Raw genomic sequence first — 14805 nt, forward strand, 5'->3', positions numbered from 1 at the left:
GGAATTTCTATAAAAGGATAAAAGCGGGAAAGAACTCAAAAAGCTTTAAAAGAGTTGGTTTCCCTCTAATCTAAACGAGGTGCTTGATGTGAAAGTAAATAAAATAAGAATGAGAGAAACCTTGGTATCCTATGCCTTTTTAGCACCAGTTCTATTATTCTTTATTGTCTTTGTATTAGCGCCGATGGTGATGGGATTTGTAACGAGTTTCTTTAATTATTCTATGACATCCTTTTCATTCGTTGGATTGGACAATTACTCACGAATGTTTAAAGATCCAGTCTTTATCAAATCTCTCATCAATACGGTGATTATTGTGATTGGCTCAGTGCCAATTGTTGTGCTGTTTTCTTTGTTTGTAGCGTCACAGACCTATAGTCAAAATGCGATTGCACGCTCTTTCTACCGTTTTGTCTTCTTCCTGCCGGTGGTAACAGGGAGTGTAGCGGTAACCGTTGTATGGAAATGGATTTACGACCCGCTGTCAGGGATTTTAAACTTTGTACTAAAGTCAGGGCATGTCATCAATCAAAACATTTCCTGGCTAGGAGATAAGCATTGGGCTTTAATGGCGATTATTGTGATTTTGCTGACAACTTCTGTCGGACAACCCATTATTCTCTATATTGCTGCTATGGGAAATATTGACAATTCATTGGTGGAGGCTGCGCGTGTTGACGGAGCGACAGAACTGCAAGTTTTCTGGAAGATTAAATGGCCAAGTCTTTTGCCAACAACTCTGTACATTGCGATCATTACAACAATCAATTCCTTCCAATGTTTTGCCTTGATTCAGCTGTTGACGTCTGGAGGGCCAAACTATTCAACCAGTACCTTGATGTATTACCTGTATGAAAAAGCCTTCAAGTTATCTGAATATGGTTATGCTAATACCATGGGAGTATTTTTAGCTGTCATGATTGCTTTGATTAGTTTTGCTCAGTTCAAGATTCTTGGAAATGACGTCGAATATTAAAGAAAGGAGAGACAAGATGAAACAGAAAAAAATAAGTGCCTTTACGGTTATTTCAACGATTATTCTATTGGTGTTGACCGTTCTCTTTGTTTTCCCTTTCTATTGGATTTTGACCGGAGCCTTTAAGTCTCAACCAGATACGATTGTCATTCCGCCTCAATGGTGGCCTAAAATGCCAACGCTGGAAAATTTTGAGCAGTTAATGGTGCAAAACCCAGCCCTGCAATGGATGTGGAATAGTGTCTTTATCTCACTAGCAACCATGTTTTTGGTCTGCATTACCTCTTCCTTAGCAGGTTATGTTCTAGCCAAAAAGCGTTTTTATGGTCAACGTATTCTTTTTGCGACCTTTATCGCTGCCATGGCTTTGCCTAAGCAAGTTGTGTTGGTTCCTCTGGTTCGTATTGTCAACTTTATGGGAATTCATGATACACTAGCTGCAGTTATTTTGCCTCTTGTTGGTTGGCCTTTTGGGGTTTTCCTCATGAAGCAATTTAGTGAAAATATCCCAACGGAATTGTTGGAATCTGCTAAGATTGATGGCTGTGGTGAAATTCGGACTTTTTGGAATGTAGCTTTTCCAATTGTAAAACCAGGTTTTGCTGCCCTTGCCATTTTTACCTTTATCAACACATGGAATGATTACTTTATGCAATTGGTCATGCTGACATCGCGGCAAAATCTAACGATTTCACTTGGAGTGGCAACGATGCAAGCTGAAATGGCAACGAATTATGGTTTGATTATGGCTGGTGCTGCTATGGCAGCTGTTCCGATTGTAACCGTCTTTCTTGTCTTCCAAAAATCCTTCACACAAGGTATTACCATGGGAGCTGTGAAAGGATAAGGAGGCCGACCAAATGATTTTCGATGAATTAGAAAATCTCGCCCACTACAAAGGTATCCATGAGAATTTAGATTGCGCCATTGATTATCTCCTGACGCACGATGTAAACGATTATGATTCGGGACGGTATGAGATTGACGGAGAAAAAGTATTTCTGTTTGTACAGGAAAATGAATTGTGTTCTGACACGACAGATGAATTTGAATTTCATCACCATTATCTAGACTTGCATTTGCTTTTAGCAGGGCATGAAATCATTCGATATGGCAACAGGGTAAAAGAAGTGAGAAAACCGTATGATAAAAAGAAGGACATTGGCTTTGTGACTTGTGAGCAATCTCTTCCATTTTATTTGGATAAACAGAATTTTGTTCTATTTTTACCCAATGAGCCGCATCAGCCCAATAGGTTTGCTGCTAAAGGTGATAAGGTCAAAAAATGTGTCGTAAAGGTTTTGCTCAACGATTGAAATAACTAACGAGGAGGTAGAGTCATGGAAAAGAGAGGTTCTCAGCTAATACAAAGTATTTTTGATACAGATAATTTCTTTATGAGAATATGTGAGAAAATATTAGATTTGGTGACTGTGAACTTGCTCTTTTTGCTGTCCTGCTTGCCAATTGTTACGATTGGTATTGCAAAGATGAGCTTGTATCAGACTTTGTTTGTCATCAAAGATTCGCGTCGCGTAAAAGTCACAGCAACCTATGTGCAGGCTTTTAGAAAAAACTGGAAAATTGGTTTCAAACTCGGTTTGCTAGAGTTGCTGATTGTAGGTATCAGTCTATTTGACCTCATGCTCTTTTGGCGACAAGAGACGCTACCATTTCAAATGTTAAAAGCAACTTGTATCGGTGTCATCATTTTTACTAGTTTGCTGTTTTTATGTATCTATCCTTTGGCAGTTAAGTTTGAAATGACGATAAAAGATATGTTGCAAACGGGTCTTATCATGGTGAGTTTGCATTTCCCGTGGTTTTTTTTGATGATAGCCTTATTAGCTGCAATCATCTTTTTCCTCTCTAGTTCAGGATTTGTGTTGCTACTAGGCTTTACTCTTTTTGTATTAGTCGGTTTTGCAGCCTTAGGATTTTTGCAATTGCCCATCATGGAAACTATTTTTAATAAGTACAAACGATAAAATCAATCAAATTGGAGAATAAAATATGAGAGATTTAAAAAAATACGAAGGGGTCATTCCGGCCTTTTATGCCTGCTATGATGACCAAGGTGAGATTAGTCCGGAGCGTGTGCGGGCTTTGGTAGAATATTTCCTCAAAAAAGGAGTTCAGGGCTTGTATGTCAATGGCTCGTCGGGGGAGTGTATCTATCAAAGCGTTGCCGATAGGAAATTGATTTTGGAAGAAGTCATGGCGGTGGCAAAAGGGAAACTAACGATTATTGCCCACGTCGCTTGCAACAACACTAAGGATAGTGTGGAATTGGCACGCCATGCAAAAAGTTTGGGAGTAGATGCTATTGCGGCTATTCCGCCGATTTACTTCCGCTTGCCAGAATACTCGGTTGCCCAATATTGGAACGATATTAGCGCAGCTGCGCCACAAATAGACTTCGTGATTTACAATATTCCGCAGTTGGCAGGTGTAGCTCTGACGCCGAGTCTCTATACAGAAATGCTCAAAAATGAATGCGTGATTGGTGTGAAGAACTCTTCCATGCCTGTCCAAGACATTCAAACCTTTGCAGCACTTGGTGGAGAAGACCACCTCGTCTTTAATGGTCCAGATGAACAGTTCTTAGGTGGTCGCCTGATGGGAGCAAGAGCAGGTATCGGCGGAACGTATGGAGCAATGCCAGAGCTTTTCTTAAAGCTCAACCAATTGATTGCCGACAAAGAATTGGAGAGAGCAAAAGAATTACAATTTACCATCAACACTATTATCGGAAAATTAACTGCTGCTCATGGAAATATGTATTCTGTCATCAAGGAAGTCTTGAAAATCAATGAAAATCTGAATATCGGTTCTGTCCGTTCTCCATTAACACCAGTGACAGACGCGGATCGTCCGATTGTAGAAGAAGCAGCTCGCTTGATTCGTGTAGCTAAGGAAACGTTCTTGTAATAAAAAAGAGGTGGATTATGGGGAAATATATTGCCATTGATATTGGTGGAACAAATATCAAATATGGTCTGATTGATGATACCGACACCTTGCTGGAAGCGCATGAAATCCCAACAGAGGCTCATAAGGGCGGTCCAGAAATTTTACACAAGGTAAAGGGAATTGTAGCACGTTATTTAGAACAAATTCCAGTTGCTGGGGTTTGTATCTCCTCAGCCGGAATGGTCGATCCAGATAAAGGAGAAATCTTTTATGCTGGCCCTCAGATTCCAAATTATGCTGGTACTCAGTTCAAGAAAGTGGTAGAAGAAACATTTGCCGTTCCTTGTGAGATTGAAAATGATGTCAATTGTGCTGGCTTGGCGGAAGTTATGTCAGGCAGCGGCAAGGGAGCGAGCATTGCGATTTGTTTGACGATTGGAACGGGTATCGGTGGTTGCTTGCTGGTGGACGGTCAGGTTTTCCACGGTTTTAGTAATTCGGCCTGTGAAGTCGGTTATGTGTATCTGCCAGACGGTGCTTTCCAAGATGTGGCTTCAACGACTGCCATGGTCAACTATGTAGCAGAGCTTCACGGAGAAGATCCTACTATGTGGAATGGACGCCGCATTTTCAAAGAAGCGACCGAAGGAAATGCACGTTGTATCCAAGGAATCGACCGCATGGTCAACTATTTGGGGCAAGGGATTGCGAATATTTGCTATGTGGTCAATCCAGAAGTGGTGATCTTAGGTGGCGGCATTATGGGTCAAGAGGCCATTCTTCGTCCTCGAATTGAGACTGCTATGAAAGCTTGTCTGGTACCAAGTATTGCTGAAAAAACCAAGCTCGCTTTTGCTCATCATCAAAATGCTGCAGGGATGTTTGGAGCTTATTATCACTTTAAAAATAAACATCATTAACGAAAAGCCTTCTATAATGAAAATGAGCAAATCCTTTGGTGAGGAGATGCTCATTTTTATTTGATCCCTTATTTGTGTCGCCTGTAATAGCCGTTTAATTTTTGATTTTCCCAAAAGCTGTTGAAGATTTTTTCCTTCTTTTCCCGGTCAATTTCTAGGAAAAAGGCATAAAGGAGGTCAATCATAAGTAGCATAGGAAACTGTGCTGAGATGCGTAAGATATACTCTGGTTTGCTTTGAATGGCAACAGTGATGATTTCAGTAAAGGTTTCTTTGACTTTGTTGGGGTGTCCTGTTACTAACACCGTTTTCGCACCCATTGCTTGAGCGTCGATGAGACTGTTGATGATAGATTGCGTTCCTCCGGACAAAGAAAATCCAATAACCAAGCAATTTTCATCTAGGATACTGGTTGTCCAAGCAAAACCGTCTTGATCTGTCAACGCTTCGCAGACAACACCAAGCCGCATGAAGCGCAGTTTCATATCGCGTGCGACAAGACCAGAGCTTCCCGTCCCAAAGAAATAGACGCGGTCAGCTGCTTCGATGAGATTGGCAACGCGCAGCAGTTTGTCTTCGTCAACCAATTCCTCAGTTTGTTGACGGATTTGAGCATAGTTTCGTAGCACTCTACGAGATAAGTCATTTTGTACTTTCTCGTCCTGTTCCGCGTTTTCTTGCAATTGATGAAGGTATTGAAAATTAAACTCTCTGTAGCCTTTAAATCCGCATTTCTTTGCAAAGCGTGTCAAGGCTGCTTGAGAGATGTAGAGAGCTTGCGCAACTTTTTGAGAAGAGAGATCGTCATAGATGCTAGAAGGGCTCAAAAAGTAGTTGGCAATCCGCTTTTCTAAGTCGGTCATGCTATCAAAGTGGCTTTCAATCGTTGTTAAGATATGCTGCGTATTTTCCATAAGAGGTCACTTTCTTTGCTGGTGATAGTTATAGAACAACTGTTTTAAGAGTATAATTGTATTATAACATTTTTAAGGGGAATTAAGTAGGAGGGAGCTTTTCAGAACAGGTAGTTAGGAAACACGTAAATAAGCAGGAAATATAAACTGATAGAGTGGAAAATACAATATAAAAAATGTTCATCTACCTAGAAAAGAAATAAAACTCTGTGACGAATGATTTGAAAATGTGTTATAATTTACACAAGAAAGCGTTACACCTATTGTGTCAAAAGGAGGTGCGAGATATGACGAATGCTACTCTTGAGCAAATGCAGGAAATTGAGCAAGCAGCAGATGAAGTGTTGGCGGGCTATAAAAGTCAAATTCAGGAATTGCGAGAGCAAGCGGCTAGTAATCTGAAACAGCTAGGGCAATCTTACGACGAAGAGAAAGAGCGATTGGTGACCGAGTTAAAGGAGCGCTCTGAACGAGAGTTAGCTGTCTTAACACAGGATTTAGAGCAAACGAGACAAGAGAACGAAGAAAAAGCCCAAGCGGCTTTGTCAAATAAAAAAGAAGTGCTGCTACAAATGATTGTGGACAGGGTGGTAGAAAAATATGGCCATTAGTCAAATGCAGGAGTTGTCGCTGCTATTGCCAAAAGATTTGTTGGATGATGTCCTCTCCTATTTGCAAAATCTCCAGTCGGTTGAAATTCAAAACTTGCAGACAAAAGAAACTTGGCAGGGAGCTTTCGAGCAAAAGTTAGTGTGGAATCCTGATAAGTCTTTCTCGGAACATCTTCAAACTTTGACTCGGCGGCAGGAAAAACTTGCAAATATGATTGAACGTTTGCAAGCGTTTGTGCCAAAGAAGAAATTACTGGAGTCGTTGAAGGAAGCTCCTTTGGAAACAACCTTTGTAAGTCTAGAAGAAGCAGGGCAGGCGCGTGATGAAGAAGCGCTTCTTGCTAACATTCAACAACAATTTCAATCGTTGACAAGAGCGCAGGAAGTTAAAGAAAGAGCTCAGTCAGATGTGGCAGAGCTAGAAAAATGGGCAAGTTTAGCCGTTACGCCGTCAGCACTTAAGCATTTTAAACACCTTCGTGCGTTTGTGGGAAGCATTCCAAGCAGTGAGAACAATCAGCTAAATGCTCGATTACGGGACTATCCTAATCTGGAAGTCCAAGAGATTTTCACCAGTACCACAGAAAGTGGAATTCTTGTGCTATGTAAAGCAGAAACAGCTAAGGAAATGCAAGCATTCTTGACAGAGCTTGGTTTCAAACCTTTTGAATATCCCTTTGAAGAATTGCCTAGTGAGCGCTTGACATCGTTAAAAGAAACGATAAAGGAACAAGAAACGGTTATCAGCTCAACGCAAACGCAGCTTGCAGCTTCCAGCAAGGAACTGCAACAGCTCAAACTTCAGTTGGACTATATTTTGAATCTTACTTCTCGCCAAGAAAGCAAGGGAGATCTTGCCAGTACGCAGAATTTGGTTGCTTTAGAAGGCTGGATTGAGCAAGAGCAGATAGAAGATTTGAAAATGGGTCTTGCGCAACAATTTGGTGGGGCTGTCTTGCTTCAAATCCATGAAATGGAGGCAGCTGATCGACAGCGAGTCCCGACAAAACTTAAAAATAATGCTCTGATTGAGCCCTTTGAGCTGGTGACAGAGATGTATTCGCTGCCGAAATACGAAGATAAAGATCCAACGCCCGTGGTTTCGGTCTTCTACTTTATCTTTTTTGGCATGATGGCAGCTGATATTGGCTATGGTCTGTTGCTCTTTGGCGGAACGACTTGGGCTTTGAAGACTTTATATGTTAAGCCAAGTCTAGCAAAGAATTTACGCTTTTTTAGAATTTTAGGAATCGGTGTTGCACTCTGGGGAGTGATTTATGGTTCTTTCTTTGGCTTCAAATTGCCTTTTGCGCTCATTGATACCAGCACAGATGTGATAACCATTTTGATTATTTCGGTCGTGATTGGCTTTGTAACAGTCATGACAGGACTTTTCCTTAGTGGCAAAAAGAACATTCGCATGAAGGATTATGCGGCAGCTTATAATTCAGGTTTTGCGTGGATGCTGATTCTCATTGGTCTGGCTTTGCTAGCAGCGGGGCGACTGTTCCCAACTCTTGCTATGGTCGGCTTTATCGGGCAATGGCTGGCTATTGTAAATGCTGTGGGCATTGTACTGGTTTCTATTATCAGTGCTAGGAGTTTGAAAGGTTTGGGTTCTGCACTGTTTAATCTATACAATATCAGCAGCTATGTGGGAGATTTGGTGAGCTTTACGCGACTCATGGCTTTGGGGCTTGCTGGTGCAAGCATTGGCTCAGCCTTTAACTTAATTGTTAGTCTCTTTCCGCCTTTTGCTCGCTTTAGTATTGGGATTGTGCTGTTTCTCGCCCTCCACGGTATCAATATGTTTCTCTCCTTTTTATCAGGCTATGTGCACGGAGCGCGTTTGATTTTTGTTGAATTTTTTGGGAAATTCTACGACGGTGGCGGAAAAGCTTTTAAACCTTTGAAGCCAGCAGAGAAATATGTCCGCTACAAAAAATAGCACAGCGAAATTATTTTAGCAACTCAGCTAGAAGTTTTATGTCATTAACAAAATTACTAAATAAATAATGTTTACTATTAGAAATGGAGTTTATTCATGCAAGCTTTTTCATCTTATTTTTCAACTTACGGTGGTGCTTTTTTTGCCGCACTCGGTGTGGTTTTTGCGATTTTTCTCAGCGGTATCGGTTCTGCGCGCAATGTCGGTTCAACCGGTCAGGCTGCGGCAGCCCTATTAAAAGAACAACCTGAGAAATTCGTTAGCGCTTTGATTTTGCAGCTTTTGCCAGGTACGCAAGGCTTGTACGGTTTTGTTATCGGGATTTTGATTTTCTTTAAAATCCAGCCTGAAATGGCTCTTCAGACAGGTCTAGCCCTCTTTTTTGCCGCACTTCCAATCGGAATTGTTGGTTATTATTCTGCTAAATACCAAGGAAATGTAGCAACCGCTGGCATGCAGATTTTGGCAAAGCGACCTGAAGATGTCATGAAAGGGGTTATCCTTGCTGCCATGGTAGAAACTTATGCTATCCTTGCCTTTGTTGTATCTCTTTTGATGGTTTTGAATGTAAAATGAGACAGGTTCAATGTCTTGAAACAAGATTTCATAGAAGGAGGCAGATATGGAATTTGAATCTCATTTGAGGGATTCGGTTTTGGAGCAAGCGCATGAAAATGGGCGGCAGCTATTAGCCGATGCTAAAGAATCTATTGAGCATGAAGCCAAAGAGCAAGAAGCGCAGTTGAAACAAGAAAAACTGCAACAGCGTGAGCAAGAAATAAAAGCGATCAATCGTCAGGTACAGCGTGAAGTGCAGCAGCTTGAAAATAAAAAACGCCAGTCTACTTTGGCGACCAAGCAAGGGATTTTGAAAGAATTATTTGCAAGGGCTTATGAGCAAATGGCGGTTTGGTCGGTCGAGCAGGAGCAGGCTTTCTTGGAGCAGGTCTTAAAAAAGTATCCGCAAGAAGAGCTTATTCTAACAGTTGGCTCTCGAACATTGGCAAAATATTCGGCTGGACAATTGGAACGATTGTTAGAGCACTATCCGCACGTAAGATTGGCCTCTTCTCCTGTGAATGGAGAAGCGGGTTTTCTCCTTTCGCGAGGCAACATTGATGATAATTACCTCTATCGCAATTTGGTGGATTCTTTGTGGCAGGAGGAGAGTTATCAGCTTGCTCAGACGATTTTCCAAGATGAAGCAGACTAAGGAGGCGTTCTATGAATGAAAAGACCTTCGCTCAAGTGAATACAGAAATTAGTATTCATGAGAGTAACTTTTTAAGCTTAGCGCAATACGAGCAGTTGTTGCGGACTTTCACTTCTGAAAGTCGGTCAGCAGCTTTGGAAGGAACGGTTTATAATCTGGATCATGAGCAACTAACAGACTTAAATGCGATTGAGAAGTTTCTCATGAAACATTTGTTTGCAGAGTACGCTTGGGCTTTTGAAATCAGTCCAGACTCTGCCTTGGTTGAGCTTTTTACGCTCAAATATACCTATCACAATCTTAAGGTGTTGCTTAAGCACAAGGCGACAGGTTTGAATTTAAAGCATCTGTTGATTTCTGTTGGACCTTATCCTTTAGATATTTTGGAGCATTTGGTTGCAACCTTTTCTGCTGAACATTGTCCTAAATTTATGGCGGATGAAATGGCAGCGACTTGGGCGGAATATCAAGATTATCAAGATGTACGCGTTCTGGAAATTGGAATGGATCTGGCTTATTTCAAGCACTTAAAAAGCTTGGAGTCTACATTTGAAGACGAACGGCTCAAGCAACTGGTGCGGTTGACAATTGATTTTTATAATGCAGTAACGGTGCAGCGAGCGATTCGGCACCAAAAACCGCACAGTTTTATGACGCAACTCTTATCTGATGAAGGCACTTTGACGAATGCGGAGTGGATTGAATTGGCAGAAAAAGGTCATCTTGCTAGCTGGTTTTCCAAAGTCAATCCATTAGAATTTGACGCGGAATTACGCACTTATGAAGAAAAAATGCGTTCGGGTAAACTGACAAATCTTGAACTGGAATATTTGGCAGACTTGGTTCAGTTTAAGCTCTTAGAGCAAGGGCGATTTGAAACAAGTGGTCCGCTTCCGCTCGCTCGTTATTTATTGGGAAAAGAGTTGGAAGTGAAGAATCTTCGACTTATTTTGACTGGTTTGACGAACCAACTTCCAGTAGAAATCATCAAAGAAAGGATGAGACCGATTTATGGCCAGTAAAACTTATAAAATTGGTGTGGTGGGGAACCGCGATGCCATTCTGCCTTTTCGCCTGATTGGTTTTCAGACTTTTCCAGTCACCGAAGCGACCGATGTGGTGAATACTTTACGACGACTGAGCCGAGAAGATTTTGCTATTATTTATTTGACAGAAGACATGGCTGCTGAAATCCCTGAAACGCTGGCTTACTATGATAAGCAAGTGTTGCCAGCGATTATCTTAATCCCGACTCATAAAGGAGTAACAGGATTAGGACAGAGACGTATTCGTAAGAACGTAGAAAAAGCAGTTGGACAGGATATATTGTGAGGTTTTTATAAAAATAAATGAATTAGGCCAGCCCATCGGGGATGCTCTGCCGCATTTTAAGCCGGGGGAATTGCCCAAGCTGGAGCGTATAGAAGGGCGGTATGCTGTTATTGAGCGTCTGTCCAAGGACAAGCATGGAGCGGATTTATATGAAGTGTATGGTTCGGATTCTCCTGCTGACATGTGGACTTATCTCTTTCAAAATCCTGTTCAAAGTCAGGATGAGTGGTCGGCCTTGCTAGATCAGATGCTGGCAGCTCCAGATCGTTTTTACTATGCCATTGTGGACAAGGAGAGTGGCAAGGCGCTGGGAACCTTCGCTTTAATGAGGATTGACCGAGGCAACCGTGTCATTGAGGCGGGGTCTGTGACCTATTCGCCCAAGCTGAAGCGCACCAGACTGGCTACGGAAGCCCAGTACTTGCTGGCGCGCTATGTCTTTGAAGAGTTGGAGTATCGCCGCTACGAATGGAAATGCGATGCACTCAATCAGCCTTCAAGGCGCGCAGCAGAAAGGCTTGGTTTTACCTACGAGGGCACTTTTCGTCAGGCAGTTGTTTATAAGGGGCGCAACCGAGATACTGATTGGCTAGCCATGATTGACAGGGACTGGCCAGCGGTCAAAACCCGTTTAGAAAAATGGCTAAGCCCAGATAATTTTGATGAAAATGGGCAACAAATAAAAGCCTTATCTGATTTTTAAAATAAGAAGTATCAATTTTTGCTGTAGAGATAGCTAAGAAGGGTTTCAAGCTCACGGCAAGGATAGAAAATAAGCAAAAATCTCCCAAAGAATGGAGGAAGATTGTGAGTCAAGGAAAGATTATAAAAGTTTCAGGTCCTTTGGTGGTCGCCTCTGGGATGCAGGAAGCGAATATTCAGGATATTTGTCGTGTGGGCAATTTGGGCTTGATTGGGGAAATCATTGAGATGCGTCGAGATGAGGCCTCCATTCAAGTATATGAAGAAACCTCTGGGCTTGGACCAGGAGAGCCGGTGGAAACGACGGGGAGTCCGTTGTCGGTCGAATTAGGACCGGGGCTGATTTCGCAAATGTTTGACGGAATTCAGCGACCTTTGGCACGCTTTCAAACGGTGACGCAGAGTGATTTCCTGGTGCGCGGAGTGCAGCTGCCTCATCTGAATCGTGAGACCAAGTGGGACTTTGTGCCTTATCTGGAGATTGGAGCAGAGGTGACCGCTGGAGACATTCTGGGCACGGTTCAAGAAACCGAGCTGGTAGTCCACCGCATTCTAGTGCCGATTGGTGTTAGTGGTCGTGTGACTAAGATAGAAGCGGGGAGCTATACTGTCGATCAGCCTATCTATGAGATTGAGCAGGCAGACGGCTCCGTCTTTGTCGGCAGTCTCATGCAGAAGTGGCCGGTTCGCCGAGGTCGCCCATTTGCTCAAAAGCTGATTCCAGAGGAGCCTTTGGTGACGGGCCAACGAGTGATTGATACCTTTTTCCCCGTGACCAAGGGCGGTGCGGCTGCTGTCCCAGGTCCTTTTGGAGCAGGCAAGACCGTTGTTCAGCACCAGGTCGCTAAATTTGCCAATGTGGATATCGTTATCTACGTGGGCTGTGGCGAGCGGGGCAATGAAATGACCGATGTACTGAATGAATTTCCAGAGTTGATTGATCCAGCAACTGGTCAGTCTATCATGCAGCGAACTGTTCTGATTGCTAACACGTCTAATATGCCAGTTGCGGCGCGTGAGGCTTCTATTTATACAGGAATTACAATTGCTGAGTACTTCCGAGACATGGGCTACTCTGTGGCCATTATGGCAGATTCGACCTCACGTTGGGCAGAAGCTCTGCGGGAAATGTCCGGGCGTTTGGAAGAAATGCCGGGCGATGAAGGCTATCCTGCCTATCTCGGCAGTCGGATTGCTGAATATTACGAACGAGCCGGTCGGGTGAAAACCTTAGGTAGTGACGAGCGCGAGGGAAGTATTACTGCAATTGGTGCTGTTTCCCCTCCAGGTGGAGATATTTCAGAGCCCGTCACGCAAAATACTCTACGGATTGTCAAGGTCTTCTGGGGATTGGACGCTCAGTTGGCACAACGTCGTCATTTTCCTGCGATTAACTGGCTTAGCTCTTACTCGCTTTATCTAGACGAGGTAGGTCAATATATCAATCAGCATGAGCAGTTGGCTTGGTCGGAAAAAGTGACCAAGGCGATGAATGTTCTTCAAAAAGAGAGTGAGCTACAGGAAATCGTGCGGCTGGTTGGTCTGGATTCTCTGTCTGAAAGGGATCGTCTCACCATGAATACAGCTAAAATGATTCGTGAGGATTACCTGCAGCAGAATGCTTTTGACGAAGTGGATACTTACACTTCTTTTAAAAAACAAGTAGCTTTGCTCACTAATATTTTAACATTTGATGAGGAAACCAATCGTGCCTTGAATTTAGGTGCCTACTTTACCGAAATCATGAACGGTACTGTGGAGCTGCGAGATCGAATTGCTCGCTCTAAATTTATCCCAGAAGAGCAGCTGGATGCAATTCGGAATTTGGATGCTGTTATTCGAGAAAACTTACATGATATTCTTGCCCAAGGAGGAGCAGACAATGAACGTGATTAAAGAATACCGTACCGTCAGCGAAGTTGTTGGTCCTTTGATGATTGTGGAGCAAGTTGAGGGTGTGCATTTTAATGAGCTGGTGGAAATCCAGCTCCATGATGGAACCAAGCGTCAGGGACAGGTCTTGGAAGTGCAGGAAGACAAGGCGATGGTGCAGCTGTTTGAAGGCTCCAGCGGTATCAATCTAGAAAAAGCCAAGGTTCGTTTTACTGGTCGACCGCTTGAATTGCCAGTGTCAGAAGATATGGTAGGACGAATTTTCAACGGTATGGGCAAGCCTATTGACGGGGGGCCTGACATTTTGCCTGAGAAATATCTAGATATTGACGGTCAAGCGATCAATCCAGTCGCGCGAGATTATCCCGATGAGTTTATCCAGACGGGGATTTCAGCTATTGATCACCTCAATACTTTAGTTCGAGGACAAAAATTGCCAGTTTTCTCTGGTTCAGGTCTGCCTCACAAGGAATTGGCTGCCCAAATTGCTCGTCAAGCTACGGTGCTCAATTCAGAAGAAAATTTTGCGGTGGTTTTTGCGGCTATGGGGATTACCTTTGAAGAAGCCGAATTTTTCATGAATGATTTGCGAGAGACGGGAGCTATTGATCGCTCTATCCTCTTCATCAACCTAGCCAATGATCCTGCTATTGAGCGGATTGCGACACCGCGGATTGCCCTGACTGCCGCTGAATATTTGGCTTATGAAAAAGACATGCACGTTCTCGTCATCATGACAGACATGACGAACTACTGTGAGGCCTTGCGAGAAGTATCCGCTGCTCGTCGAGAAGTGCCAGGACGCCGAGGCTATCCGGGTTATCTCTATACTAATCTTTCCACTCTTTATGAACGAGCAGGGCGCTTGGTGGGGAAGAAAGGCTCGGTGACGCAGATTCCTATCCTCACCATGCCTGAGGATGATATCACTCATCCCATTCCTGATTTGACTGGTTACATTACTGAGGGTCAGATTATCCTGTCGCGTGACCTTTACAACAGCGGTTATCGTCCACCGATTAATGTACTGCCGTCTCTTTCGCGTCTTAAGGATAAGGGCTCTGGCGAGGGAAAGACTCGGGGAGACCATGCAGCGACTATGAATCAGCTCTTTGCAGCTTATGCACAAGGCAAACAAGCCAAAGAATTAGCGGTTGTACTGGGAGAATCCGCCTTATCTGACACCGATAAGCTCTATGTTCAATTTACCGAACGATTTGAAAAAGAGTACATCAATCAAGGTTTTTATACCAATCGGACGATTGAAGAAAGTCTGGATTTAGGCTGGGAATTGTTGTCTATCTTGCCACGGACGGAGCTTAAGCGGATCAAGGACGATATGATTGATCAATATTTACCAGAAAGCAAGCAGAACATTTAAGG

General features: G+C 43.1%; 16 protein-coding genes. 15 read left to right on the forward strand and 1 reads right to left on the reverse strand.

Translation table 11 applies throughout. From position 1 onward, the window contains the following. The first annotated feature begins 88 nt into the window (after nt 1-88). From HMPREF3249_RS02350 to HMPREF3249_RS02375, 6 genes are read left to right on the forward strand one after another with little or no spacing between them, the layout of a single operon-like run. On the forward strand, nt 89-976 hold the full coding sequence (locus HMPREF3249_RS02350) for a carbohydrate ABC transporter permease (RefSeq protein ID WP_021001175.1): 888 nt from the start codon (nt 89-91) through the stop codon (nt 974-976). 16 nt (nt 977-992) lie between these two features. Then, the gene (locus HMPREF3249_RS02355) at nt 993-1823 is read left to right on the forward strand and encodes a carbohydrate ABC transporter permease (RefSeq protein WP_059221387.1); all 831 of its coding nucleotides are present in this window, start codon (nt 993-995) and stop codon (nt 1821-1823) included. Between the two features lie 13 nt (nt 1824-1836). After that, nucleotides 1837-2292: a YhcH/YjgK/YiaL family protein gene (locus tag HMPREF3249_RS02360; protein ID WP_049533254.1), complete on the forward strand. Its 456-nt coding sequence runs from the start codon at nt 1837-1839 to the stop codon at nt 2290-2292. Between the two features lie 24 nt (nt 2293-2316). After that, a complete protein-coding gene (locus tag HMPREF3249_RS02365) occupies nt 2317-2964 on the forward strand; it encodes a YesL family protein (protein WP_003028563.1) in 648 nt (215 codons plus the stop codon). 25 nt (nt 2965-2989) lie between these two features. Beyond that, the gene (locus HMPREF3249_RS02370) at nt 2990-3907 is read left to right on the forward strand and encodes a dihydrodipicolinate synthase family protein (RefSeq protein ID WP_003028564.1); all 918 of its coding nucleotides are present in this window, start codon (nt 2990-2992) and stop codon (nt 3905-3907) included. Between the two features lie 17 nt (nt 3908-3924). Next, the gene (locus HMPREF3249_RS02375; RefSeq protein WP_003028565.1) at nt 3925-4809 is read left to right on the forward strand and encodes an ROK family protein; all 885 of its coding nucleotides are present in this window, start codon (nt 3925-3927) and stop codon (nt 4807-4809) included. 68 nt (nt 4810-4877) lie between these two features. Here the strand turns inward: HMPREF3249_RS02375 and HMPREF3249_RS02380 are convergent, their stop codons facing one another. After that, nucleotides 4878-5723 (reverse strand): MurR/RpiR family transcriptional regulator, encoded by an 846-nt coding sequence (locus HMPREF3249_RS02380; RefSeq protein ID WP_003028566.1) that lies wholly within the window; start codon nt 5721-5723, stop codon nt 4878-4880. A gap of 287 nt (nt 5724-6010) precedes the next feature. Between HMPREF3249_RS02380 and HMPREF3249_RS02385 the strand changes: the two genes are divergently transcribed. From HMPREF3249_RS02385 to HMPREF3249_RS02425, 9 genes are all read left to right on the forward strand, one after another. Further along, a complete protein-coding gene (locus HMPREF3249_RS02385; protein WP_022525235.1) occupies nt 6011-6334 on the forward strand; it encodes a hypothetical protein in 324 nt (107 codons plus the stop codon). Further along, nucleotides 6324-8282: a V-type ATP synthase subunit I gene (locus HMPREF3249_RS02390; RefSeq protein ID WP_059221385.1), complete on the forward strand. Its 1959-nt coding sequence runs from the start codon at nt 6324-6326 to the stop codon at nt 8280-8282. The genes HMPREF3249_RS02385 and HMPREF3249_RS02390 overlap by 11 nt, the downstream gene beginning before the upstream one ends. A gap of 96 nt (nt 8283-8378) precedes the next feature. Then, on the forward strand, nt 8379-8858 hold the full coding sequence (locus HMPREF3249_RS02395; protein WP_003027244.1) for a V-type ATP synthase subunit K: 480 nt from the start codon (nt 8379-8381) through the stop codon (nt 8856-8858). A 46-nt stretch (nt 8859-8904) separates the two neighbouring features. Then, nucleotides 8905-9495, forward strand: a complete 591-nt coding sequence (locus HMPREF3249_RS02400) for a hypothetical protein (protein ID WP_059221383.1) — start codon at nt 8905-8907, stop codon at nt 9493-9495. A gap of 11 nt (nt 9496-9506) precedes the next feature. Further along, nucleotides 9507-10517, forward strand: coding sequence for a V-type ATPase subunit (locus tag HMPREF3249_RS02405; RefSeq protein ID WP_059221381.1), 1011 nt, complete (start codon nt 9507-9509; stop codon nt 10515-10517). Next, a complete protein-coding gene (locus tag HMPREF3249_RS02410; RefSeq protein WP_003028571.1) occupies nt 10507-10827 on the forward strand; it encodes a V-type ATP synthase subunit F in 321 nt (106 codons plus the stop codon). The genes HMPREF3249_RS02405 and HMPREF3249_RS02410 overlap by 11 nt, the downstream gene beginning before the upstream one ends. Before the next feature lie 7 nt (nt 10828-10834). Beyond that, complete coding sequence (locus HMPREF3249_RS02415) at nt 10835-11530, forward strand: GNAT family N-acetyltransferase (RefSeq protein WP_059221688.1); 696 nt, start codon at nt 10835-10837, stop codon at nt 11528-11530. 104 nt (nt 11531-11634) lie between these two features. Next, a complete protein-coding gene (locus HMPREF3249_RS02420; protein WP_059221379.1) occupies nt 11635-13425 on the forward strand; it encodes a V-type ATP synthase subunit A in 1791 nt (596 codons plus the stop codon). After that, nucleotides 13412-14803, forward strand: coding sequence for a V-type ATP synthase subunit B (locus tag HMPREF3249_RS02425; RefSeq protein ID WP_059221377.1), 1392 nt, complete (start codon nt 13412-13414; stop codon nt 14801-14803). The genes HMPREF3249_RS02420 and HMPREF3249_RS02425 overlap by 14 nt, the downstream gene beginning before the upstream one ends. Nucleotides 14804-14805: the final 2 nt, after the last annotated feature.

The organism is Streptococcus sp. HMSC36C04 (assembly GCF_001839535.1).
In the GTDB taxonomy this organism is placed as follows: domain Bacteria; phylum Bacillota; class Bacilli; order Lactobacillales; family Streptococcaceae; genus Streptococcus; species Streptococcus hominis.